Raw genomic sequence first — 23,193 nt, forward strand, 5'->3', positions numbered from 1 at the left:
TCCCGCCCCGGCCCACCACAGGCTCTCAGGGCGCGGGGACCTCCACCACGACCGCCGAACCCATGCCCCCGCCCGCGCACATCGACGCCACTCCGACTCCCCCGCCCCGGCGGCGCAGCTCGTGGATCAGGGTGACGAGCATGCGGGCGCCGCCGGCGGCGACCGGGTGGCCGAGGGAGCAGCCGCTGCCGTTGACGTTCACCGTGTCGGCGTCGAGGCCCAGCCGGTGCACGGCGGCGATCGGCACCGACGCGAACGCCTCGTTGATCTCGAAGAGGTCGACGTCGGCGACCGTCATCCCGGCCCGGCCGAGCGCCTTGGGGATGGCCTGGACGGGTGCCAGCCCGGTCTGAGCCGGGTCCACGCCGACCGAGGCCCAGGCGCGGACCGTGGCGAGCGCCGGCAGCCCGGACCGCTCGTCGGCCACCGCGAGCAGCGCCGCCGCGTCGTTCGCGCCGGAGGCGTTCCCGGCCGTGATCGAGAACCCGTCGATCTCCGGGTGCAGCGGCTTCAGCCCGGCCAGCTTCGCCGCGCTGGTGTCGCGGCGCGGATGCTCGTCCGTCTCGAAGGGACCGTGCGGGGTGTCGACCGTGACCGTCTCCGCCTTGAAGCGGCCCTCGTCCAGGGCGCGCACGGCGTTGCGGTGGGAGCGCAGCGCCCACTCGTCCAGTTCCGCACGGCCGAGGCCGGCCAGGACGGCCGTGTTCCAGCCGACGGTGATCGACATGTCGAGGTTGGGGGCCTCGGGGCGGTCCGGGTGGGTGGGCGGCACCCAGCGCTCCGCCCACTCGTCCGACGAACCCCGGTACGACAGCCGGGGGGCGGTGGACAGGGACTGGACCCCGCCCGCGAGCACCAGCCGGTCCATGCCGGCCCGCACGGAGGCGGCGGCGGTCTGGACGGCCGCCAGGCTCGCCGCGCAGTGCCGGTTCACGGCAAGCCCCGGCACCTGCGGCAGGCCGGCGGTGAGCGCCGCGTGCCGGGCGACGACTCCGCCGCCGTGGTGCGACTCGGCGAGGACGACGTCGTCGACCCGCTCGGGATCCAGGCCCTCCGCGACCGCGGCCACGACACGGTCGGCGAGTTCATAGGCGGTCGTGTCGCGCAGGGCGCCCTTGAAGGCGGTGCCGATCGGGGTGCGCAGCGCGGCGACGATCACGGCTTCAGGCATCGGCGGCCTCTTCCAGTTCGGCGACGAGGGTCCGCCGCAGCAGCTTTCCGGTGGAAGTGCGCGGCAGTTCGGGGCGGAAGACGACGGTGTCGGGGGTCTTGGCGGAGCGCAGCCGTTCCTTGGCGAAGGACCGGATCTCCTCGGGGTCGCCCACCCCCACGAGCACGGCGACCAGCCGCTGGCCCCACTCCGGGTCGGGCAGTCCGAGGACGGCGGCCTCGCGCACCCCGGGGTGTTCCAGGAGGACGTCCTCGATCTCGGCCGGTGCGATGTTCTCGCCGCCCCGGATGATGGTGTCGTCGGCGCGGCCCTCGACGAAGAGATAGCCCTCGGCGTCCAGGCGGCCCCGGTCGCGGGTGGCGAACCAGCCGTCCTCGGCGGTCCCCGCGACGCCGGTGTACTCGCCGGAGATCTGCTCCCCGCGTACGAAGACGAGTCCGGTGTCGCCCGCGGGCAGCGGGCGGCCGTCCTCGCCGCGGACCTCGATCTCGACGCCGGGCAGCGGGCGGCCGACCGAGCCGAGGCGCTCACGGACCGCCGGGTCGGCGGCGGAGAGGGCCCGTCGGTGGTCGTCGGGGCCCAGGACGCAGATGGAGGAGGCGGTCTCGGTGAGGCCGTAGGCGTTGACGAAGCCGGTGTTCGGGAACTGCTTCAGGGCCCGCTCCACCACCGGGCGGGGCGCGCGGGCGCCGCCGTAGGCGAGGCTGCGCAGGCTCGGCACGTCCGCCGTGCCGTCACCCAGCTCGGCGGTGACCCGGGCCAGCATCGTGGGCACGAGCATGGCGTGGGTGACGCCCTCACGGCGCACGGTCCGCAGCCAGTCGGCCGGATCGAAGGACGGCTGGTAGACGACCCGGCGTCCCGTGTAGAGGTTGGTGAGCAGGTTCATCAGGCCGGCGACGTGGTACGGCGGGAGCGCCACGAGGGTCGCGTCGGCCGGGTCGGCGGAGCCGAAGTCCTGCGTGTTGAAGACATAGGCGAGCAGATGGCGGTGGCGCAGCAGGGCCGCCTTGGGCGCGGCGGTGGTGCCGCTGGTGTAGAGGGTGACGGCGGTGGCGTCCCGGTCGTCGGGGGCGGGCCGTCGGCCGCTCTCGCCGGGCGGGTCGAGGAGGGCGTCGAGGTCGCTCTGGTGCAGCACCTCGGCGCCCGGGTGGCGGTCGATCAGCTCCTTCGACCGGGCGTCGCTCAGGCGGTAGTTGAGAGGGACGAAGGGGACCCCCGCCAGGGCGGCGCCGAACAGGGCCACGGGGTAGGCGAGGTGGTTCGTCCCCAGGTACAGGACCGCCGAGCGGTCACGGAAGCGGTCGGCCGCGTGGTGTGCGAGGCGCTGGAGTCCGGCTGCGGAGAGCGACCGGCCGCCCTCGGTGACGGCCGGCCGGTCTCCGGCGGAGGCGGCCATTTCGAGGATCACGGCTATATTCATGAGAACGTCATTCTCGTACAGTTAGAGGCCGACTTGCAAGAGAGGGGAGTTACCGTGCGGATCGAAGGTTCCTCGGCCCTGGTGGTGGGCGGCGCGGGCGGTCTCGGCGAGGCGACGGTACGGCGGCTGCACGCGGCGGGGGCCGCGGTCGTGGTCGCCGACCTGGCCGACGAGAAGGGCAAGGCGCTGACCGCGGAACTGGGCGTGCGGTACGTCCGCACCGACGCCACCGACGAGGACTCGGTGGCGGCGGCGGTCGCGGAGGCCGAGGACGCGGGCGTGTTCCGCATGGCGGTGGACTGCCACGGCGGTCCGGCGAGCGGCGGCCGCCTGGTCGGCAGGGACGGCGCCCCGCTGGCGCTGGAGGGGTTCCGCACCACGGTCGACGTCTATCTCACCGGTGTGTTCAACGTGCTGCGGCTGACCGCCGCGGCCATCGCCCGCACCGCGCCCTTCGGCGAGGACGGCGGCCGCGGGGTCGTCGTCATGACGTCGTCCATCGCCGCGTACGAGGGTCAGATCGGCCAGCTGCCGTACGCCGCGGCCAAGGGCGGGGTGTCCGCGATGACGCTGGTCGCCGCCCGCGATCTGTCCCCGCTCGGCATCCGCGTCGTGTCGGTGGCGCCGGGCACGGTCCTCACGCCCGCCTACGGCAAGGCGGGTGACCAGTTGGAGGCGTACTGGGGGCCGCAGGTGCCCCACCCGCGGCGGATGGGGCGACCCGAGGAGTACGCGGCCCTGGTCCAGCACCTCTGCGAGAACGACTACCTCAACGGTGAAGTGGTGCGGCTGGACGGTGCGTTGAGGTTCCCGCCGAAGTGACGCGGCTTCAGTCGCGGTCCATCTCCTGGCGGGCCTTGGCCCACAGCCAGCCCGCGTAGGCGTGCAGGCCCTCGCCCATCCTGCGGTTCATCCGGCCGGCGAGGGCGCGGGCGTAGCTGCCCTCCAGGAGCGCGGCGAGGCGGAAGCAGGCCAGGACCTGGTACCAGCGGAACCCGGAGACGTCCCGGCCGGTCGACTCGCCGTAGTGCGCGACGAGTTCGGCGCGGCCGGGGACGCCGTCCCAGGGCTGGAACTGCGGTTCGCTGCCGGGCGGGTCGCCCTTCTCGCGCCAGGCGGTGAGGATCCACGCGAGGTCGAGGAGGGGGTCGCCGAGCGAGGCCATCTCCCAGTCGACGATGGCGGCGAGCTTCGGGGCGTCATGGGCGAACATCACGTTGGCGAACTGCAGGTCGCCGTGGACGATGCCGGTCGCGCCCCCCTTCGGCGGGTGCGCGGCCAGCCAGTCGGCGACCCGGTCCACCTCCGGGGACTCGCCCTCCCGGTAGGCGGGGTCGTCGCGGTAACCGTGCAGCAGCTTCAGGTACTTGGGGGTCTGACGCTCCAGCCAGCCCTCCGGCCGGCCCAGGTCGGCGATGCCGTGGCGGGCCGGGTCGACGGCGGCGAGCTTCGCCGCGCCGTCGACGAGGGCGAAGGCGACCGCGCGTCGCCAGGCGGCGTCCTCGGCGTACGCACCGGGGAGCCTGCCGCGCGGGGTGAAGCCGTCGATCTTCTCCAGCACGGAGAAGGGCGCTCCGAGCACCTCCTCGTCGAGCACGCTCGCGCGCAGTCGTGGGTGCGGTACGTCGGTGTCGGCGAGGGCGGCGAGAACGCGGCTCTCGCGGCGGAAGGCGTCCGAGGCCCCGGAGCGCAGATGGCGGCCGGGGCGGCGCAGGACGAGTTCGACGCCGTCCGCCCGGCGGAGGGTGAACAGCAGGTTCTGGGCGCCGCCGGTGAGCGGGTCGAGGGCGGTGACGGGTCCGTCGCCGGGGAGGTCGGCGAGACCGGGCCATGCGTTGAGCCGGTCCAGATCGGCCTTCCGGTCGTCGGCCTTCCGGTCGTCGGTCTTCGGGTCCTCGGTCTGCTTGTCGTCGGTCTTCGGATCGTCGCTCACCAGGTCACCGCCGTCTCCTTGAGGCGGTCCGCGTACTGTGCGCGGGCCGCGGTCAGCCGGGTGGGCAGATGCGCGGAGCCGAACAGGGTGTCCTCGGCCGGCTCGGCCTCCTTCAGCAACAGCCGGGCCACCACGTCCTGGTGGGCCTCGGTGGGCCCGTCGGCGACGCCGAGGGTCGGGCCGGAGTTCCACATCTTGGCGAGCGGGAGCTCGTTGGAGACGCCGAGGGCGCCGTGCAGATGGAGGGCCCGGTAGGCGACGTCGACCAGCACCTTCGGGGTGGCGACCTTCACGCCGGAGACGTGCAGCCGGGCGCGGCGGGCGTCGGTGCGGTCTCCGGTGCGGTCGGCCCGGTCCATGTGCCAGGCGGCGTGCAGGACCTGTAGCCGGAACTGCTCGATCTGGATCCAGGCGTCGGCGAGTTGATGGCGGACCGCCTGCTGGTCGGCGAGGGCGCCGCCGCGGGTGCGGCGGGAGGCGATGCGTTCGGTCATCATCTCCAGCGCCTTCCTGCACTGGCCGACGGAGCGCATCGCGTGGTGCAGCCGGCCGCCGCCGAGGCGGGTCTGCGCGATGAGGAAACCGGAGCCGGGCTCGCCGAGCAGGTTCTCGGCGGGGACCCGGCAGTCGGTGAAGCGGAGGTAGGCGTGGACGCCTTCGCCGAGCGGCTCGCCGGCCATGCCCGTGCCGCGCACCATCTCCATGCCGGGGGTCCCGGCCGGGACGAGGATCATGGAAGCGCCCCGGTGCACGGGCACGTCCGGGTCGGTGATCACCATCGCGATGACGAAGGCGGCCAGCGGATAGTTGGAGGCGAACCACTTCTCCCCGTTGATCACCCAGTCTCCGCCCGAGCGGACGGCCGTACAGGTGAAGCCGCCGGGGTCGGCGCCGCCGGTCGGCTCGGTCATCGCGAAGGTGGAGACGATCCGCCCGTCGAGCAGCGGTTCGAGGTAGTCCTTGCGCTGCTGCTCGGTGGCGTAGTGGGCGAGGATCTCCGCGTTGCCGGAGTCCGGGGCCTGAGTGCCGAACGCCATCGGCGCCCAACTCGACCTGCCCAGTATCTCGTTGAGCAGTCCGAGGTTCACCTGCCCCATGCCCATGCCCCCCAGCGAGGGCGGCAGATGCGCGGCCCACAGACCCTGCTCGCGCACCCGCCCCTGGAGCGGCCGGACGACTTCCCGGAACACCTCGCTCTGCCGGTCGTAGGGGTCGGCGTTGCCCGGAAACAGCACGTCCAGCGGCTCGATCTCCTCGCGGACGAGCGTCGCGGCCCAGTCGAGCTTCTCCTGGAACGCTTCATCGGTACTGAAGTCCCACATGACGCACCCTCCATCAGAATGGCGTTCTGAAGTTAGCAGAATGACATTCTCGGGTCCAGCAATCGCGCTACCGCCGATGGCGGGAATCCGGCGCCCGCACCCCGGCCAGCAGGAACCCGACCAGGTGCTCCACCTCGGCGGGCCTCGGCACCTCCTCGGTGAACAGCCAGTACTGCAGCGAGGCGACCGCCGCGGCGGCGGTGGTCCGCGCGGCCCGCAGCGGATCCCCGGCCCCCAACTCGGCTGCGGGCTGGGCGAAGAGCGCGGCCAGGGCGTCGACGAGGACGACGTCGACGTGGCCCGCATGCGGCGCGGCGCCGGTCGCGTTGGCGAGGACGGCCCGGGTCTGCCGAGCCAGCTCGGCGTCGGACGCCTGCCGGACGAGGGCGGTGAGCCCGGCCCGCAGCCGCGCCTCGGGACCGGCGTCGACGGCCCGGCCCATACACCGTCGGACGTATCCGACGACGGTACGGGCGCCGCGCAGGACGATGGCCTCGACCAGGGCGTCCTTGCCGTCGAAGCACCGGTAGAACGCGTCGTTGGACGATCCCGCGGCGGTCACGATGTCGGCCACCCGGGGCCGGCGGCCGTCGCTCGCGACCATCAGCGCGAGCCCGGCGTCCATCAGCGCCCCGGCCTCGACGCCCCCTCGGCCACCGACCTTCAGAATGCTATTCTGCATGGAAGAGAACGATACTCTCACTCGGGAGAACGCTCCAGGAGGCGTGATGGGATACGCGGACGAGCTGTTCGACCTCACCGGCCGGGTGGTGCTCGTCACCGGCGGCAGCCGGGGACTGGGGCGGGCCGTCGCGTTCGGCGCCGCGCACTGCGGCGCCGATGTCGTGGTCGCCAGCCGCAGGTACGACGCCTGCGCGGACGTGAGCCGGGAGATCGAGAAGGAGACGGGCCGGGCGGCCCTCCCGTACGCCGTCCACGTGGGCCGCTGGGACGAGCTGCCCGGCCTGGTCGACACGGTGTACGACCGCTTCGGCCGGCTGGACGCGCTGGTCAACAACGCGGGGATGTCCCCGGTCTACGACGACCTCACCGCCGTCACGGAGAAGATGTTCGACTCGGTCCTGGACCTCAATCTCAAGGGCCCGTTCCGGCTGTCGGTCCTCGCGGGCGCCCGGATGGCCGAGGCCGGCGGCGGCACGATCGTCAACGTCAGCTCCACCGGCTCGATCCGCCCACGCCCGGCGATCGTTCCGTACGCGGCGGCGAAGGCGGGCCTCAACGCGCTGACGGAGGGCCTGGCGCAGGCGCTCGGCCCGACCGTCCGCGTCAACACCCTGATGTGCGGCCCCTTCGCCACCTGGGCCACCCGGGGCTGGCAGGAGAACCCGGACGCCCTCGCCGAGGGCGTCCGCCCCCACGCCCTCCAGCGCATCGGCGCCCCGAGGGAAGTCGTGGGCGCCGCGCTCTACCTCGTCTCGGACGCGTCGTCCTACACGACCGGGGCGACCCTGCGGGTGGACGGCGGGATGCCGTAGGGCGGCGGCGGGAACGGTGGAGCGCCGGGCGCCGGGTGCTGCCGGGGCTCGGCGTCCACGTCGTCGCCCTCGGGGTTTCTCAGGCGTAGTCGCCGTGCCCGCCGAGTGCGGGCGGCGGGCCGTACGTCGGCTCGTGGCCGGGGATGCGGAACGGGCTGGCGACCAGGCGGTGGCCGGCCGCGTCCACCACCGCCTCGGGGGCGGCCGCCAGGGCCTCCGGGAGGGTGCGTACGGCTGCGGCCGGGACCCGCAGGGGGCGTAGGCGGGTCTCCCAGCCGGTCGCGGTGTCCGCGGCCAGGGCCTTGGTCACCGTCGCGACGACCTCCGCGCGGTGGGCCGCTCGCTCGGCCATCGTGGCGTGGCCCTCGATGCCGGCCTCGGCGGCGAAGGCCTGCCAGAAGGCGTCGTGGGTGATGAAGAGGGCCAGATGGCCGTCCGCGGTGGGGAAGAGCTGGGCGGGGACGTAGTAGGCGTGGGCGCCGCCCAGGCGGCGGGGGGCCTGGCCTTCGTTCAGCCAGGCGGCCGCGTGGTAGTTGAGCTGGGAGAGCATGACGTCCCGCAGGGAGACCTCGATCTGGCCGCCCCGGCCGGAGACCACCTGGGCGAGGAGGCCCAACGCGGCTGCGAGACCTGCCGAGTTGTCGGCCGAGGAGTAGCCGGGGAGCAGGGGCGGACCGTCGGGGTCGCCGGTGAGCGCGGCGATGCCGGTCGCCGCCTGGATCACGTAGTCGAAGGCCGGATCGTCACCCGCCGTCATGCCCCAGCCGGTCAGGGCCACGCAGACCAGCCGTTCGTTGTGCGGGCGCAGGGCCTCGTAGGTGAGGCCGAAGCGGTGGACGGCCGAGGGCTTGAGGTTGACCAGCAGGGCGTCCGCGTCGCGGACCAGGGTGTGCAGCCGGTCCTGGCCCCGCGCCGTCGCCAGGTCCACGCGCACCGAGCGCTTGCCCCTGTTGAGGCTGGCGAAGTAGGCGTCCGAGACCTGGCGGGAGAGGTCGCCGCCGGGGGGTTCCACCTTGGTGACGGTCGCCCCGAGGTCGGCCAGCAGCATCGTGGCGTACGGGCCGGCGAGAATGTGGCCGACCTCCAGGATCCGCAGACCCGCCAGGGGGCCGGTCATCGGAAGGTCGCCGCGATCGCCGCCACGGCCTCCCGGGTGCGCAGTTTCGACGCGATGAGCTCGTCGCGGCCGTCGCCGATGGGCAGGAGCCGGATCGAGAGGTCGGTGACGCCGGCGTCGGCGAAACTCCGGAAACGGGCCGTGATCGCCGACTCGTCGCCCGCCGCGCACAGGTCGCCGACGTCTCTCGCGTCGCCGCGGTCCAGCAGCCGCTGGTAGTTGGGCGAGATCTCGGCCTCGCCGAGGATGCGGTTGGCGCGTTCGCGGGCCGCGTCCACCTCGTGCGGGGCGCAGAGGCAGACCGGGATGCCCGCGACGACGCGCGGAGCCGGGCGGCCCGCCCCGTCCGCCGCCTTGGCGATGGTCGGCACGACGTGCTCGGCGACCGTCCGCTCGTCCGCCATCCACAGGATGGTGCCGTCGGTGCGCTCCCCCGCGATCCGCAGCATCACCGGGCCGAGTGCCGCCATAAGTACGGGTAGTCGGGTGATCGGGGCGATGGTCAGTGGATTGTGCACCTGGAAGAGTTCGTTCTCGACGTCCACCGAACGCGCCCCGCTCACCGCCTCGCCCAGCACCTCCAGATAGGCGCGGGTGTAGGCGGCCGGCTTGTCGTAGGGGATGCCGAGCATGTCGCGCACGATCCAGTGGTGCGAGGCGCCCACGCCGAGGGCGAGCCGGCCGCCCGCCGCCGCCTGCGCCGACAGCGCCTGCCGGGCGAGCGCGACGGGGTGCTGGGCGTGCACGGGGACGACCGCCGTGCCGAGTTCGATGCGCGAAGTGGCCTGTCCCATCAGGGAGACGGCGGTCAGCGCGTCGAAGTCGGTGGGCACCTGCGGCACCCACACGGTGTCGAAGCCGGCCTCCTCGGCCCAGCGGGCGTCGTCGACCATCCGCGCCGCCTTGTGCACGGCGTCGCCCCGCTCGGGGCCGCTCATCACTCCGACTCGCATGTCAGTCCCGTCCTGCGGCGATGCCCGCGGTGAGGTCACGGATGTCCGCGACGATGTCGTCCAGCGAAGTCCCCGTCGGGTACACGGCGGCCGCTCCCGCCGCGCGCAGCTTGGGCACGTCACCGGCGGGGATGGTGCCGCCGACGACGACGGGGATGTCGTCGCCCCCGGCCGCGCGCAGCGCCTCCACCGTGCGGCGGGTGAGCGCGAGATGCGCGCCGGAGAGGATGGACAGGCCGACCAGGGCCACGTCCTCCTGGACTGCGGTGGCGGCGATGTCGTCCACGCGGCGGCGGATGCCCGTGAAGACCACCTCGAAGCCGGCGTCGCGCAGGCCGCGGGCGACGAGCTTCGCCCCGCGGTCATGCCCGTCCAGGCCCGGCTTCGCCACGAGAACCCGTACCGGGGCCCGCACCGGCGACGCTTTTTGACGCTCCATCAGAACACCACCGGCTGCCGGAACTCGCCCCACACCGCGCGCAGGGCGTCGGCCATCTCGCCCACCGTGCAGTAGGCGTCGGCGCAGGCGATCAACGGGTGCATCAGGTTCGCGTCTCCTTCGGCAGCGCGCTTCAACTCCGCGAGCCGGGCCCGCACTTCGGAGGCGTCACGCTCCGCCTTCACGCGCGCGAGGCGTTTCAGCTGGCGTTCGCGGCCGTCGGCGTCGAGTTCGTAGGCGGCGAGATCGGGCGGGGGCTCGTCGACCGTGAAGCGGTTGACGCCGACGACCGGGCGCTCGCCCGAGTCGACCTCCTGGTGCAGCCGCCACGCCTCGTCGGCGATCAGGCCCTGGAGATAGCCGTCCTCGATGCAGCGGACCATGCCGCCGTGGCGCTCCAGGTCGGCCATGATGTGCTCGATGCGCTCCTCGGTGGCGTCGGTGAGGGCCTCGACGAAGTACGAGCCGCCGAGCGGGTCGGCGACCTTCGTGACGCCCGTCTCGTGGGCCAGGATCTGCTGGGTGCGCAGGGCGAGCGTCGCCGACTCCTCGCTGGGCAGCGCGAACGGCTCGTCCCAGGCCGCGGTGAACATCGACTGCACCCCGCCGAGCACGGAGGCGAGCGCCTCGTAGGCCACGCGGACGGTGTTGTTGCGGGCCTGCGGCGCGTACAGCGAGGCGCCGCCCGCCACGCAGCCGAAGCGGAACATGCACGCCTTGTCGGTCTTCGCGCCGAACCGCTCGCGCACGATGGTGGCCCAACGCCGCCGCCCGGCACGGTACTTGGCGACCTCTTCGAAGAACTCGCCGTGGGTGTAGAAGAAGAAGGAGATCTGCGGGGCGAACTCGTCGACGGTCATCCGGCCGCGGGCCAGGACGGTCTCGCAGTACGTCACCCCGTCGGCGAGCGTGAACGCCATCTCCTGCACGGCGTTGGCGCCCGCGTCGCGGAAGTGCGCGCCGGCGACGGAGATCGCGTTGAAGCGGGGCACCTCGGCGGCGCAGAACTCGATGGTGTCGGCGATGAGCCGCAGCGAGGGCTCGGGCGGCCAGATCCAGGTACCCCGGGAGGCGTACTCCTTGAGGATGTCGTTCTGGATGGTGCCGGTGAGCTGCGCGCGCGGGATGCCCCGCTTCTCGGCCGCGGCGACATAGAGGGCGAGCAGGATGGCGGCCGTGCCGTTGATGGTGAAGCTGGTGCTGGTGCGGTCCAGCGGGATCGCGTCGAAGAGGATCTCGGCGTCGGCGAGGGTGTCGATGGCGACGCCGACCCGGCCGACCTCGTCGCCGTACTCGGGGTCGTCGGAGTCGTAGCCGCACTGGGTGGGCAGGTCGAGCGCGACCGACAGGCCCGTGCCGCCCTGGTCGAGGAGGTAGCGGTAGCGGCGGTTGGACTCCTCCGGGGTGCCGAACCCGGAGTACTGGCGCAGGGTCCAGGTGCGACCCCGGTACCCGGTGGGGTAGTTGCCGCGGGTGAAGGGGTAGTCGCCGGGGCCCGGCGGTCCGCAGCGGAGGTCGGCGGGGCCGTAGACCGGCTTGAGGGGGATGCCGGATGCGGTGCGGGGGTCGTCGGTCGTCATGACAGCTGGTCCTTCATCACCTTGCCGGTGGCGTTCAGCGGCAGTTCGGTACGGAACTCGATCTGCCGGGGCGCCTTGAAGCCGGCCATCCGTTCGCGGGCCCAGGCGATCAGTTCGGCCTCGCTCACCTCGCCGCTCGGCACCACGAACGCCTTGCCGACCTGGCCGAGCCGTTCGTCGGGGACTCCGATGACGGCGACCTGGGCGACGGCCGGATGCTTCAGCAAGAAGCCCTCGATCTCGGCCGGGTAGGCGTTGAAGCCGCCGACGACGAACATGTCCTTCTTGCGGCCGACGATCCGCAGCCTGCCCTGCGCGTCCAGCTCGCCGAGATCGCCGGTGTGCAGCCAGCCGTCGGGGTCGATCGCCTCGGCCGTGGCGGCGGGATCGTCGAGGTAGCCGCGCATGACGCCGTAGCCCCGGACGAGGACCTCCGCGTCGTCGGCGAGGCGGATCTCGAAGCCCTCGCAGGGGCGGCCGACGGTGCCGGCGACGGCCTCGTACGGGTCGCCGGGGCGGGAGGCCGTGACGGTGCCGGCCTCGGTGAGGCCGTAGCCGGTCATGAGATGGCTGAACGGCAGCTCGGCGGTGATCCGCCGGACCAGCTCCACCGGGATGTCGGCGGAGCCGGTGACCGCGACCCGCAGCGAGGACAGGTCCCGGCCGCCGGCCGCCGCCAGGAGGGAGTGGTAGAGGGTCGGCGGGCCCGGCAGGACCGTCACCCGCTCCTTCTCCACCAGCTCCAGCACCCGTTCGACGTCGAACACCGCCAGCGGCAGGACCGTCGCGCCCCGGATCATCGACGCGACCAGGCCCGCCTTGTAGCCGAAGATGTGGAAGAACGGGTTGACGATCAAGTAGCGGTCACCGGCGCGCAGTTGCGCCAGCCGGCACCACTCCTCGTAGCCTCGCAGGGTCTGGCCGTGGGTGGTCATCACCCCCTTGGGCCGGCCGGTCGTGCCGGAGGTGAAGATGATGTCGGCCAGGTCGTCCTCGCCGACCTCGCGCTCCAGCGGCTCGCCCGAGCCGAGGAAGCCGTCGGTCTTCAGGTCGACGACCGGGACGCCGGGCGGGCCGGTGAACTCCCGGTCCAGGAAGCCGTTCTGGACGAGGAGGGCCTTCGCCCCGCTGCGGACGACGATGTCGTGCGCCTCCTCGTCGCGGAACCGGGTGTTCACCGGAACGAGCACCCCGCCGGCGGTGAGGAGACCGAACGCGGCGACGATCCACTCGGCGGAGTTGGGCGCCCACAGCGCGACCCGGTCGCCCGGTCCGATGCCCGCCGAGGCGAACGCCCCCGCGGTGCGCCGGACCTGTTCGGCCAGTTCGGCGAAGGTCAGCCGCCGGTCGCCGTCGACGACGGCCTCGGCGTCGCCGAAGCGGCTCGCGGCGCTGCGCACCAGCTCCGGGATGCTGTGCCACCGCGCGGTCGTGTTCATCGCGATCCTCAACCGTCGATCAGCCGGGCCAGGTTGCCGCCCATGACCTTCGCCTGGTCCTCCTCGGACAGCTTGACCAGGTGGTCGACGTAGGTGAGCGGGTCGGCGAGGCCCTCGGGGTGGGGGTAGTCGGAGCCGAACAGGACGCGCTCGATGCCGATGAGATCGCCGAGGGCGGCCATGTCCTCCTCCCAGAACGGGCTGATGTGGATGTTCCGGCGGAGGACCTGGACGGGGTCCTCCCGGAACTCGTGCGGCATCTTCTTGTAGACGTCGGCCAGGCTGCCGAGCACCGGCCCCACCCAGGAGGCGCCGTTCTCGATGACGGCGATCTTCAGCTCCGGGAAGCGGGTGAGCGCGCCGTGGCAGATCAGCGAGGTCACCGCGTCCTCGATCGGCCGCCACTCGTGGACCTGCCGGAACGCGTTGGGCTTGAAGGGCAGGAACTCCCGCTTGTTGCCCTCCCAGTCGCCTGCGTAGGTCGCGTAGCCGCTGTCGGAGGAGTGCAGCGCGACCAGGACGCCGGTCTCCACCACCCGCTTCCAGAACGGGTCGAACTCCGGCAGGGCGAAGGAGCGGGTGCCGCCGAAGCCGGGGACGGGGGCCGGGCGGATCAGGATCGCCCGGGCGCCGCGCTCCACGACCCAGTTCAGCTCGTCGATCGCCTTCTCGACGATCGGGAGCGTGATGACGGGGACCGTGTAGATGCGGTCCTTGTAGGCGAAGCCCCAGGTCTCGTGGAGCCACTGGTTGAGGGCGTGGATGACCGCGTGGATCAGCTCCGGGTCGTCCTTCATCCGCTCCTCGATGAGACTGGCGAGGGTCGGGAACATCAGGCTGCGCCGGATGCCGAGCTCGTCCATCAGCTCCAGCCGCGGGGCCGGCTCGCGGAAGGCGGGGATCGCGCGCATCGGCTCGCCGAAGATCTCCCGGCGGGTCTTGCCGGTCGGGTTGCCGACCTTGAAGTACTCCTCCATGGCGCCCGGGCGGGCGACCACGTCGAAGGTGGGGTTCGGGATGTACTCGCTGATCTGTCCACGGATCGCGATCTTCGTGCGGCCACGGACGTTCACGTACTCGATCGCCCCGTCGTACTCCTTGGGGAGATACCTGGTGAGCGCTTCCTGCGTCTCGTAGAGGTGGTTGTCCGCGTCGAACAGCGGATACGCGACGTCGCGAGAGGGCATGGGAGATCCTCCTTCACCGATCGCGAGAATCGTATTCTCACTTACGGGTAGTGGCAATGCTGTCACGAAGAACAAACTTCTTTACCTTGCCGCTGGGGGTCCGCGGAAAGTCGTCGACGACGCGCACCTGCTCCGGCCACTTCTGCCGGGCGAGACCGGCCCGTTGGAAGTGCAGCCGCACCTCCGGCAGGCCCGGGGCCGTCCAGCCCGGGAGCATCCGCAGCACGGCCGCGGCCCGCTCCCCGAGGCGCGGATCGGGCGCGCCGACGACCGCGGCCTCCGCGACGCCGGGCAGGCCCAGCAGGACCTCCTCGACCTCCAGGGCGCTGATGTTCTCGCCGCCGCGGATGATGACGTCGGCCTTGCGGTCGGTGATCGACAGCCAGCCTTCGGCATCCACGACGCCGATGTCCCCGGTCCGGTACCAGCCGGCCTCGTCGAAGGCGGCCGCGGTCAGCGCCGGGTCGGTGTAGCCGAGACAGAGGTCGGGGCCGCGGGTGAGGATCTCGCCGTCCTCGGCGAGTCTCAACTCCACGCCGGGCAGCGGGAGTCCGTCCGTGTGCAGGCGCTTGGCGGCCGGGCCGTCGTAGGGCGTGCAGGTCACGGAGGGGTGCTCGGTGGAGCCGTACGCCCTGAACACCCGGATCCCCAGGTCCTCCAGACGGGTCGTCACGGCGGAGGCGACGGACGCGCCGCCGAGGCCGGCGTAGCGCATGCGGGCGATGTGCTCGGGCGTGCAGTCGGGATGGTCGAGCAGGCTCGTCATGTAGTACGTCGCCCCGCCGCCGACGGTGAGGCCCTCGTCCTTCGTCAGCGCGAGCGCCTGCGCGGGGTTCCAGGTGTCGCCGAGGTTGACCGGACAGGCGTCGAGGACCGGGATGAGGAAGGCGTTGACCATGCCGATGAAGTGACCGACCGGGGCGACCGTGAACTGCCGGCCGCGGTCGGGCGGGTAGCTCGCGGCCAGCTGGCGGGTCTCGAAGCCGAGGGTGCGATGGCTGTGGATCACCCCCTTGGGGTCGCGGGTGGTGCCGGAGGTGAAGGCGATCAGGGCGGGGGCGGCCGGGTCGACCGGGAGGACGCCGGGCATCGGCTCGTCGGCGAGCAGTTCGTCGAAGTCCCGGCCGACCACGCCCACGACGGGCACGGAGGCGCACAGCTCCGGGCGGAACTCCAGGCGTCCGAAGCGCTCGGCGGCGAAGAACGCCTTGGGGCGGGTGGCCTCGACGATGTAGCCGACCTCCTTGGGCCCGTAGAAGTGGACCACCGGCACCACCACCGCGCCGAGGAAGGCGGCGGCCCAGAACACGGCCGCCGCCTCCATCCAGTTGGGCAGCTGCATGACGACCACGTCGCCGGGGCCGACGCCGCGCTCGCGCAGTCCGCCGGCGAGCCGCCGCGCCACCCGCTCCACCTCGGCGAACGTGCCCGACCAGGGGCGCACTTCGGAGTGCACGCGGAACTCCGTGCCGCCGGCCGTCGCCAGCCCCGCGCTCAGCAGGTCGCCGAGGGTCTCGTCGGTCCACCAGCCCTCCGCCTCGTAGCGCTTGGTCAGCTCGGGGGGAACGATCCGCAGGGCGCCGGGGGGAATCGTGTGCATGCGACGGCTCTCCTCACTCGAGTCTCGGCTCCTCACTCGCACCGGTACGAGAATTGCACTCTCGCACAGCGAGAAGGTAAGTTCCATACATGGCACGCGACCATGGCTTCCATCCGGTACGGATCACCCGGATCGTCGACGAGACGCCGGATGTGCGCACGTTCGCCCTCGACGCCGACTTCCCTTACCGAGCCGGGCAGTTCCTCACCTTCCGGGTGCGCGGGACCCTGCGCAGCTACTCGATGTCGTCCTCGCCCGACACGGACGGCGAGCTGTGTGTGACCGTCAAGCGGGTGCCGGGCGGGCTGGTGTCCGGCTGGATGCACGACGAGCTGCGGCCGGGGGACGTGCTGGAGGCCACCCGGCCGAGCGGCGCCTTCTGTCTGCGCCCCGACCCGGGCGGCGGGCCGCTCGTCGCGTTCGCCGGGGGCAGCGGGATCACCCCCGTGTTCTCCCTGGTCAAGAGCGCGCTGGCGACGACCGGCCGGCCCGTGCGCGTACTGGCCGCCCACCGGGACGCGCCGGGCGCGATCTTCCGCGCCGAACTGGACGCGCTGGCGGACCGCCATCCCGGGCGGCTCGCCCTGCACCACCACCTCGACGACCGCGACGGCCTGGTCACGGCGGAGCGGATCCGGGAGCTGGCGGACGGCCGGGCCGACGGTCGGGCCGGCAGTCGGGCCGACCGTCGGGCCGACTTCTACCTGTGCGGACCGGAGCCGTTCATGGCGCTGGTCGAGGAGACGCTGTCCGCCCACGGGATCGCCGAGGAGCGGATCTTCGTCGAGCGGTTCACCCCGGTGAACGGCACGGCGAACAGCGCCGTGAACGGCACCGTGAACGGCCCGGAATCCGCCGCTCCGCAGCCGGTGACCGGCGGCGCCGTCACCGTCGTCCTGCGAGGTCGGCGGCGTTCGGTGCCGCGGCGCTCCGGCGAGACCCTGCTGCAGAGCGCCCGCCGGGCCGGCTTCACGCCGCCGTTCTCCTGCGAGTCGGGGGACTGCGCCACCTGCATGGCCCGGCTCACCGTGGGGGAGGCCAAGATGCGGGTGAACAACGCCCTCGACGCCGACGAGGTCGCCGAAGGGTATGTGCTCACCTGCCAGGCCGAGCCGACCTCATCCGACGTGACCGTGGAGTACGAGGACTGACATGGTTGAACTGGAGCTGGAGGACGGCCTCGCCGTCATCACGATCGACCGCCCGCACGCCCGCAACGCCGTCGACCTCGCCACCATGGCCGAGCTGGAGAAGGCCCTGGACGCGGCCGACGGGGCGCTCGCGCTGGCGGTGACCGGGGCGGGCGAGAAGGCCTTCGTCTCCGGCGGCGACCTCAAGGAGCTGGCCCGGCTGCGCACCGAGCCGGAGGCGTCCGCGATGGCGCTGCGGATGCGCGCGGTCTGCGACCGGATCGCCGCCTTCCCCGGTCCGGTCGTCGCGGCGCTCAACGGGCACGCGCTGGGCGGCGGCGCGGAGGTGGCGGTCGCCGCCGACATCCGGATCGCCGCCGCCGACGTCCGCATCGGCTTCAACCAGTCCCGGCTGGCCATCGTGCCGGCCTGGGGCGGGGCCGAGCGGCTGGCCCGGCTGGTGGGTCCGGGGCGGGCGCTGCTGCTGGCCGGCACCGGGCGGGTGCTGGACGCGGCCGAGGCCGAGCGGCTGGGCCTGGTCGACGTCGTCCTGCCGCGCGCCGGATTCGCCGACGCCTGGCGGGAGTCGGCACGCGGTCTGGCCACCGCGCAGGCCCGCGAGATCAAGAACCTGACCACCCGCAGGCGAACGCCGGAGGAGGCCGCCGCGGCCTTCGCCCGGCTGTGGGTGGCCGAAGAGCACTGGGAAGCGGCCGAGAGGGTGATGTCCCGTGGCAGGTGAAGTCCGTGTCGAGGAAGGTCCGTTCGGGCCGGAGGTGCGTCCCGACCGCGCAGCCGTGGAGCAGACGGTGCTGTATCTGCACGGGGACCCGCGGCTCGCGGGCACGGTGCAGGACGCCCTGCCCACCGCGCGCGAACTGGCGCGCGCCACCGGGTTCGCCGTGGTCTGCGCCCGCTACCGGCCGCGGTTCCCGCAGGCGCTCGACGACGTGTACGCCGCCTGGGAGCACTGCCGGGCCCGGGGCGGCGCGGTGGCGGTGACCGGCAAGCGGCTCGGCGGGGCGCTGGCGGCCGGGCTGCTGCTGCGGCTGCGCGACGAGGGCGCGCCGCCGCCCACCTGCGCGGTGCTCGTCTCCCCGCTGCTGGACTTCACGCTGGAGGCCCCGAGCCTGCTGCTCAACGCCGCCGCCGACCGCACGGTGGACGCGGAGTCGCTGCCGCTGCGGGCGGCCGCGTACGCGGGGCCCGAGTCCCGGAGCAATCCGCTGCTCAGCCCGCTGCACGGCAACCTGCACGGGCTGCCGCCGATCCAGCTGCACGCGGCCGGCACCGAGGTCCTGCTGGACGACGCGCTGTCGTTCGCGACGCGCGCCGCCCACTCGGGGGTGGCGGTGGACCTGCGGGTCTACGAGGACGCGTCGGCCCAGGGGATGCGGCACGTGGGGGCGGCGGCGGACTTCCTGCGGGTGTGGTGCCCGAACGGGCTGGTCACGCACTCGGGCTGACGACGGACAGGACGGGCAGGGGGTGCCTGGAGGGCGCTCCCTGCCCGTCCTGTCCCGTCCCGGGTCAGGCGTCCTCGAGGACGAGTTCCGCCGCCCGCCAGGCCAGCGCCATCACCGGCCCGTTCAGGTTCCCGGCGACCATCGCGGGCAGCACGGACGCGTCGACGACCCGCAGCCCGTCGACCCCGCGCACCCGCAGCCGGGCGTCGGTCACGTCCTCCGGGGCGGAGCCCATCGCGCAGGTGCCGATCGCGTGGAAACCGCAGTATCCGCCGTCGAGCGAGGACCGCAGGATCTCCTCGTCGGAGGTGACCGCCGGGCCGGGGAACGTCTCCCGTCTGATCCGCGAGGCGACCGGATCGAGGGCGAAGAACTCCCGCAGCCGCCGGAAGAGCGCCGCGCCCGTCTCCCGGTCGTGGGCCGAGCTCCAGTAGCCGGGGTCGATGTCGAGGCCGCCGTCCGGGTCCGCCGAGGTGATCGCCAGCACCCCTTCCGACGTGGGCCGCAGCACCATGGCGCATGCGGAGATCCCGGGCTCCCGCTCCACGCCCGCCGGTCTCCCGGGCACGAGCGCGTCCAGGGACCAGGGTGCGAGCAGCACCTCGGCGTCGGGGCGGGCCAGTCCGGGACGGGTCTTCAGGAAGCCGATCACGTCGTAGGCGGGCCGGGCCAGCGGGCCCCTGCGGGTGAGGAGGTAGCCGGCTCCGGAGCGGGCCTGGGCGGCCGGCGTGGCCAGGAGGCGGTTGGCGCCGAGCGGGGCGTTGAGCCGGAACCGCAGGGCCAGGCACCGGTGTTCACGCAAGTGCGCGCCGACGTTCGGCCGGTCGAGGCGGACGTCGACCCCGGCCGCGCGGAGCACCTCGGCGGGGCCGATGCCGGACAGCTGGAGCAGCTTGGGCGTGGCGAGGCTGCCGAGGCTGAGGACGACCTCGCGGCCGGCCCGGACGTCCTCCTCGTGCCCTGCGGCCGTCCGGACCCGTACGCCGACGGCCTTGTCGCCGTCGAACAGGACCCGGACGGCGGTCGTGTTCGGTGCGACGGTCAGGTTGGGCCGGGAGCGGGCCGGACGGAGGAAGGCGCGGGCCGAGCTGAAGCGCTGCCCGGCCTTGATGGTGGCCATCGCGTAGCCGATGCGCTCGCCGTCCTCCTCGTTCACGTCGGTGACCGCCCGCAGCCCGAACGCCTCGCCGGTGGCGACGAGTTCGTCGCACAGCGGATCCGGATCGCGCACCCCCGACACATGCAGGGGGCCGCCGGCGCCGCGGGTGGCGGTGGCGCCCAGGGCGTTGTCCTCCAGGGCGCGGAAGGCAGGCAGGACGGCGTCCCAGCCCCACCCGGGGTTGCCGAGCCCTTCCAGTGCGTCCCAGTCGGCGCGGCTCCCCCGGTTGTAGACCATGCCGTTGACGGCGCTGGACCCGCCCAGCACCTTGCCGCGCACCCACACCTCCGGGTTGCCGCCCTCCCGCAGGGGGCGGGTGCGGTAGTGCCAGGAGTAGGCGGGGTCGCCGAAGAGCTTCCCGACGCCCTTGGGGATCCGCAGATACGGGTGCCGGCCGGGGCCGCCCGCCTCGACGAGCAGCACCCGTGCGCCGGGATCGCGCGAGAGCCTGTTCGCCAGGACACAGCCCGCCGAGCCCGCGCCCACAATCACGTAGTCGTACATCGCCGACACCTCTTTTTTCGTTGTCAGCCTGCCGGGACGCTCCCCGTGTCGTCCCGGACCACCCGGCCGCCCTTCATCACGAAGGACACCCGCTCGGTCACGGACAGGTCGGAGAGCGGGTCGCCGGGGACGGCGACGATGTCCGCGAGAAGTCCCGCCCGCAGCCGTCCCCGGTCCTCGGCGTCGATCAGATCGGCCGCCACGACCGTGGCGGCGCGCAGCGCGTCCACCGGCCGCATACCGCGGTCGACCAGGGCGAGGAGCTCCTTGGCGCCCCTGCCGTGCGGGATCGCGGGAGCGTCGGTGCCGAGCGCGACCTTGACGCCGCGTCGGATCGCGCGCGCCGTGGACTCCCGGGCGCGCGGGAAGACGTCGGCCGCCTTGGCCCGGAGCGCGGGGTCGGCGTGGGCGGTGTTCATGCCCTCGGTCAGGTAGGTGGTCGCGACGAGGAAGGTGCCGCGCTCCACCATCAGGTCGAGGGTGGCGTCGCTCGCCAGGAAGCCGTGCTCGATGCAGTCGACGCCGGCCTCGACGGCGGCCCGGATCGCCGAGTCCCCCATGCAGTGCGCGGCGACCTTCACGCCGGCCCGGTGCGCCTCGTCGACGACGGCCCGCAGCTCTTCGTCGGAGTACTGCTGGGCGCCGGCCGGCCCGGTGTGCGACATGACCCCGTTGGACGCGCACACCTTGATGACCTGCGCCCCGTACTTGAGCTGGTACCGGACGGCCCTGCGCACCTCGGCGACCCCGTCGGCAATCCCCTCCTCAACCGTCAACGGCAGCACGCCCGGCGCGAACGCCTGGAACATGGTCGGGTCGAGGTGTCCGCCGGTGGGCGCAATGGCGTGCCCGGCGGGCACGATCCGCGGGCCCTCCACCCACCCCAGGTCGATCGCCTTCTTCAGCGCGACGTCCAGCAGCACCCCGCCGGTCTGCACGAACAGCCCGAGGTTGCGGACGGTCGTGTAGCCGCGGTGGAGGGTGCGGCGGGCGTTGGCGACGGCGCGCAGGGTCCGCAGCGCGGGGTCCTCCTGGACCGGGATGAGCGGGCTGCGGTGGTCGGGGCCGCCGAGGAAGAGGTTGACCTCCATGTCCATCAGGCCGGGCAGCAGCGTGACGTCCCCGAGCTCGCGGAGAGCCGTGCCCTCGGGGAGCCGGGCCGGCCGGCCCACCTCGGCGATGCGCTCGCCGACCACCAGCACCTCGCCCGGCTCGACGAGTTCGCCCTTGTCGACGTCGAGGAGCCGGGCGGCCCGCAGCAGGACCGGGGTCTCGGGGGGCGGTTCCATCACACGGCCGGTTCGACGACGGCGTCGATGCTGGAAGGGCCGCTGTCCGGGACGCGGGGCTGCCCCCACGCCTCCACCGGGAAGGCGACGGTGATGAGTGAGCAGAACGCCCACAGCAGGTGCTTGTCCTCGTCGCCGATGCCGTCGAGACTCACCCCCTCCAGATACGTGGTTCCCTGCTCCAGGAGCGGGAACGCCACGTCGTAGAAGGCCTGGAGCTCCTCCATCGTGGACCCGATCCGCTTCGCGTAGCGGGCCCGTTCGCCCTTGAGGGCCCAGTCGGCAAAGGGTTCGAGCTCGGCGAACTCGGCGGGAAAGACGTTGGCCATATCCGGGATCTCCCTCTGTGCTCGCTGGACTTCAGGACTCAGTGGACGGCTGCTTGGCGTACGCGTCCACGAACTGCCGGGCGGTGGTGTGCAGATGCCGTAGCAGGACCTCCTGGTCGCACAGCGGGAACTGCTCCAGGGTGCGCGACTCCAGCATGGTCTGGGTGGCCTCCAGGGTGTTGCCGTCCTGCAGTCCGTACTCCTTGAACGACACCACCGCGAGCTCCTGTTGGAGGCGCTGGAAGGCGTTCTGCGGCGGCACGAAGTAGGCGGTGCCCTCGAAGATGTGCGTGTTGTACGAGGTCGGCCAGTAGTGGTAGGTCAGCACCCAGTTGGGCCGCCAGACCAGCAGCATGAAGTTGGGGAAGAAGACGAAGGAGTCCATGCCCCAGACCTTGCTGCGGGTCGGGTTGATCGCGGGCGGCAGCTGCTCGGTGGTCAGCCCGATGTCGGGCTCCTCCCAGGCGCCGAACAGTCCGCTGCGCAGGGCCCGTTCGATCGGCTTGACCATGGCCCGGGCCTTCGGCGGGGCGATGCCGCCCCAGGAGGAGACCATGCTGTGCGGGCCGTCGATGTCGTAGTGCAGCGCCTCGTAGCCGTACTTCTTGATCTTGGCGGCCTCTTCGGCGACGTACTGGCCGGAGTGCAGGATCGGCGCGTGGTAGAACTCGGCGAACGCGTCGATGAACAGCTTCCAGTTGCTGCCGATCTCGGCCCGGTACTTGTGCACCTGGGTGAGCTTGTCGAAGGGGTAGCCCTCGATGCCGGCGCCGAACTTTCCGAGGTAGTCCTTGAGGGACGTGGTGTTGTCCGGGTCGAGGTTGACGAAGATGAAGCCTTCCCAGATCTCCGTGTGCACCGGCAGCAGTCCGTAACTCGACTTGTCCAGGCCGAAGAACTCCGACTCCTGCTGGACGAAGCTGAGCTTGCCCTCCAGGTCGTAGCGCCAGGCGTGGTACTTGCAGGTGAACGCGCGGCAGTTGCCCTTGGTCTCCGCGCGGGGGAAGTCGTCCCAGACGAGCTTGTTGCCCCGGTGCCGGCACACGTTGTGGAAGGCGCGCACCTTGTCGTCGGTGCCGCGCACCACGATGACGGAGGCGCGGGCGGCGTCCAGCTCCTTGGTGAAGTAGCTGCCCTTGCGCGGGACTTGCTCCACCCGTCCGACATTCAGCCAGGTCCGCCGGAAGATCGCGTCCCGTTCGCGTTCGTAGTGCTCCGGTGAGATCGAGTCCGCGTAGGAGACCGGCTCGGTGTCGATCTTGAAGTGCTCGGTCCAGCTGCCCTCGGGGGGCTTGGGGAAGTACGCCATGGAACGGAACCTCCGGTCGGTTGACACCGCCAAGATAACAGCGATCTCTCTTGAGGAGAATACCGTTTCCGCTTATCGTCAGGTCAGCTCTCACCGATGGCCCAGGGAGGACCCAGGTGACCTCGACCGCCCGCCACCAGCACTGGATCGACGGCCGGGACGCGCCTCCGGCCGGCCGGACCTGGCTGCCCACCCTCGATCCCGCCACCCGGGAGAGCGGCGACGAGATCGCCGCCGGCGGCGCGGACGACGTGGACCGGGCCGTGTCCGCGGCGCAGCGGGCCCGGCACGGCTGGGCCGACCGCTCCCCCGCCGACCGCGCCGCCGTGCTGCACCGGATCGCCGAC

General features: G+C 72.7%; 21 protein-coding genes and 1 pseudogene. 6 read left to right on the plus strand and 16 right to left on the minus strand.

Features of this window, described 5'->3' with window-relative positions:
* Positions 1-25: 25 nt before the first annotated feature.
* Together ACWD4O_RS34220 and ACWD4O_RS34225 are read right to left on the minus strand one after the other, a co-directional pair.
* Positions 26-1,171, minus strand: a complete 1,146-nt coding sequence (locus ACWD4O_RS34220) for a thiolase family protein (protein WP_451285913.1) — start codon at positions 1,169-1,171, stop codon at positions 26-28.
* A complete protein-coding gene (locus ACWD4O_RS34225) occupies positions 1,164-2,594 on the minus strand; it encodes a class I adenylate-forming enzyme family protein (RefSeq protein WP_451285915.1) in 1,431 nt (476 codons plus the stop codon). The genes ACWD4O_RS34220 and ACWD4O_RS34225 overlap by 8 nt, the downstream gene beginning before the upstream one ends.
* Before the next feature lie 54 nt (positions 2,595-2,648).
* On the opposite strand from ACWD4O_RS34225, the gene ACWD4O_RS34230 reads away from it, so the two are divergent.
* Positions 2,649-3,416: an SDR family oxidoreductase gene (locus ACWD4O_RS34230; protein ID WP_451285917.1), complete on the plus strand. Its 768-nt coding sequence runs from the start codon at positions 2,649-2,651 to the stop codon at positions 3,414-3,416.
* 7 nt (positions 3,417-3,423) lie between these two features.
* Here ACWD4O_RS34230 and ACWD4O_RS34235 read toward each other — a convergent pair whose 3' ends face one another.
* From ACWD4O_RS34235 to ACWD4O_RS34245, 3 genes are all read right to left on the minus strand, one after another.
* Positions 3,424-4,527, minus strand: coding sequence for a phosphotransferase family protein (locus tag ACWD4O_RS34235; protein WP_451285919.1), 1,104 nt, complete (start codon positions 4,525-4,527; stop codon positions 3,424-3,426).
* Positions 4,524-5,849, minus strand: a complete 1,326-nt coding sequence (locus ACWD4O_RS34240) for an acyl-CoA dehydrogenase family protein (protein WP_451285921.1) — start codon at positions 5,847-5,849, stop codon at positions 4,524-4,526. Before ACWD4O_RS34240 ends, ACWD4O_RS34235 begins: the two co-directional genes overlap by 4 nt.
* 67 nt (positions 5,850-5,916) lie before the next feature.
* Entirely contained in the window at positions 5,917-6,531 is a 615-nt protein-coding gene (locus ACWD4O_RS34245; protein WP_451285923.1) for a TetR/AcrR family transcriptional regulator, read from the minus strand.
* A gap of 46 nt (positions 6,532-6,577) precedes the next feature.
* On the opposite strand from ACWD4O_RS34245, the gene ACWD4O_RS34250 reads away from it, so the two are divergent.
* Positions 6,578-7,345, plus strand: coding sequence for an SDR family NAD(P)-dependent oxidoreductase (locus ACWD4O_RS34250; RefSeq protein ID WP_451285925.1), 768 nt, complete (start codon positions 6,578-6,580; stop codon positions 7,343-7,345).
* 79 nt (positions 7,346-7,424) lie between these two features.
* Here the strand turns inward: ACWD4O_RS34250 and ACWD4O_RS34255 are convergent, their stop codons facing one another.
* Genes ACWD4O_RS34255 through ACWD4O_RS34285 form a run of 7 tightly spaced genes read right to left on the minus strand, consistent with a single transcriptional unit; the run spans position 7,425 to position 15,660 of the window.
* The gene (locus ACWD4O_RS34255) at positions 7,425-8,462 is read right to left on the minus strand and encodes a CaiB/BaiF CoA transferase family protein (protein ID WP_451285927.1); all 1,038 of its coding nucleotides are present in this window, start codon (positions 8,460-8,462) and stop codon (positions 7,425-7,427) included.
* Positions 8,459-9,415, minus strand: coding sequence for an LLM class F420-dependent oxidoreductase (locus ACWD4O_RS34260; RefSeq protein WP_451285929.1), 957 nt, complete (start codon positions 9,413-9,415; stop codon positions 8,459-8,461). The genes ACWD4O_RS34255 and ACWD4O_RS34260 overlap by 4 nt, the downstream gene beginning before the upstream one ends.
* Before the next feature lies 1 nt (position 9,416).
* Positions 9,417-9,854: a cobalamin B12-binding domain-containing protein gene (locus ACWD4O_RS34265; RefSeq protein ID WP_451285931.1), complete on the minus strand. Its 438-nt coding sequence runs from the start codon at positions 9,852-9,854 to the stop codon at positions 9,417-9,419.
* Positions 9,854-11,434 carry a methylmalonyl-CoA mutase family protein gene (locus ACWD4O_RS34270; protein WP_451285933.1) on the minus strand — a complete coding sequence of 527 codons (1,581 nt, stop codon included), beginning with the start codon at positions 11,432-11,434 and terminating at the stop codon, positions 9,854-9,856. Before ACWD4O_RS34270 ends, ACWD4O_RS34265 begins: the two co-directional genes overlap by 1 nt.
* Positions 11,431-12,873 carry a FadD3 family acyl-CoA ligase gene (locus ACWD4O_RS34275; protein ID WP_451285935.1) on the minus strand — a complete coding sequence of 481 codons (1,443 nt, stop codon included), beginning with the start codon at positions 12,871-12,873 and terminating at the stop codon, positions 11,431-11,433. The genes ACWD4O_RS34270 and ACWD4O_RS34275 overlap by 4 nt, the downstream gene beginning before the upstream one ends.
* 8 nt (positions 12,874-12,881) lie before the next feature.
* Complete coding sequence (locus ACWD4O_RS34280) at positions 12,882-14,060, minus strand: amidohydrolase family protein (protein ID WP_451285937.1); 1,179 nt, start codon at positions 14,058-14,060, stop codon at positions 12,882-12,884.
* A 37-nt stretch (positions 14,061-14,097) separates the two neighbouring features.
* Positions 14,098-15,660, minus strand: a complete 1,563-nt coding sequence (locus ACWD4O_RS34285; RefSeq protein WP_451285939.1) for an AMP-binding protein — start codon at positions 15,658-15,660, stop codon at positions 14,098-14,100.
* Between the two features lie 89 nt (positions 15,661-15,749).
* Here ACWD4O_RS34285 and ACWD4O_RS34290 point away from each other — a divergent pair, with 89 nt between their 5' ends.
* The 3 genes from ACWD4O_RS34290 to ACWD4O_RS34300 are packed head-to-tail and all read left to right on the plus strand — an operon-like array spanning position 15,750 to position 18,256.
* The gene (locus ACWD4O_RS34290) at positions 15,750-16,811 is read left to right on the plus strand and encodes a 2Fe-2S iron-sulfur cluster-binding protein (RefSeq protein WP_451285941.1); all 1,062 of its coding nucleotides are present in this window, start codon (positions 15,750-15,752) and stop codon (positions 16,809-16,811) included.
* Between the two features lies 1 nt (position 16,812).
* Positions 16,813-17,532: an enoyl-CoA hydratase/isomerase family protein gene (locus ACWD4O_RS34295; protein ID WP_451285943.1), complete on the plus strand. Its 720-nt coding sequence runs from the start codon at positions 16,813-16,815 to the stop codon at positions 17,530-17,532.
* Positions 17,522-18,256: an alpha/beta hydrolase fold domain-containing protein gene (locus ACWD4O_RS34300; protein WP_451285945.1), complete on the plus strand. Its 735-nt coding sequence runs from the start codon at positions 17,522-17,524 to the stop codon at positions 18,254-18,256. Before ACWD4O_RS34295 ends, ACWD4O_RS34300 begins: the two co-directional genes overlap by 11 nt.
* Positions 18,257-18,320: 64 nt before the next feature.
* On the opposite strand, the gene ACWD4O_RS34305 is transcribed toward ACWD4O_RS34300, so the two are convergent.
* The 4 genes from ACWD4O_RS34305 to ACWD4O_RS34320 are packed head-to-tail and all read right to left on the minus strand — an operon-like array spanning position 18,321 to position 22,846.
* Complete coding sequence (locus ACWD4O_RS34305) at positions 18,321-19,919, minus strand: GMC family oxidoreductase (protein WP_451285947.1); 1,599 nt, start codon at positions 19,917-19,919, stop codon at positions 18,321-18,323.
* A gap of 23 nt (positions 19,920-19,942) precedes the next feature.
* On the minus strand, positions 19,943-21,208 hold the full coding sequence (locus tag ACWD4O_RS34310; RefSeq protein ID WP_451285949.1) for an amidohydrolase family protein: 1,266 nt from the start codon (positions 21,206-21,208) through the stop codon (positions 19,943-19,945).
* Positions 21,208-21,537, minus strand: coding sequence for a hypothetical protein (locus tag ACWD4O_RS34315; RefSeq protein WP_451285951.1), 330 nt, complete (start codon positions 21,535-21,537; stop codon positions 21,208-21,210). Before ACWD4O_RS34315 ends, ACWD4O_RS34310 begins: the two co-directional genes overlap by 1 nt.
* Before the next feature lie 31 nt (positions 21,538-21,568).
* The gene (locus ACWD4O_RS34320; RefSeq protein ID WP_451285953.1) at positions 21,569-22,846 is read right to left on the minus strand and encodes an aromatic ring-hydroxylating oxygenase subunit alpha; all 1,278 of its coding nucleotides are present in this window, start codon (positions 22,844-22,846) and stop codon (positions 21,569-21,571) included.
* A gap of 116 nt (positions 22,847-22,962) precedes the next feature.
* Between ACWD4O_RS34320 and ACWD4O_RS34325 the strand changes: the two are divergent.
* A pseudogene (locus tag ACWD4O_RS34325) lies at positions 22,963-23,182 on the plus strand (aldehyde dehydrogenase family protein); the annotation flags it as partial.
* Between the last annotated feature and the right edge of the window lie 11 nt (positions 23,183-23,193).

It is taken from the genome of Streptomyces sp. NPDC002623, from assembly GCF_053592635.1.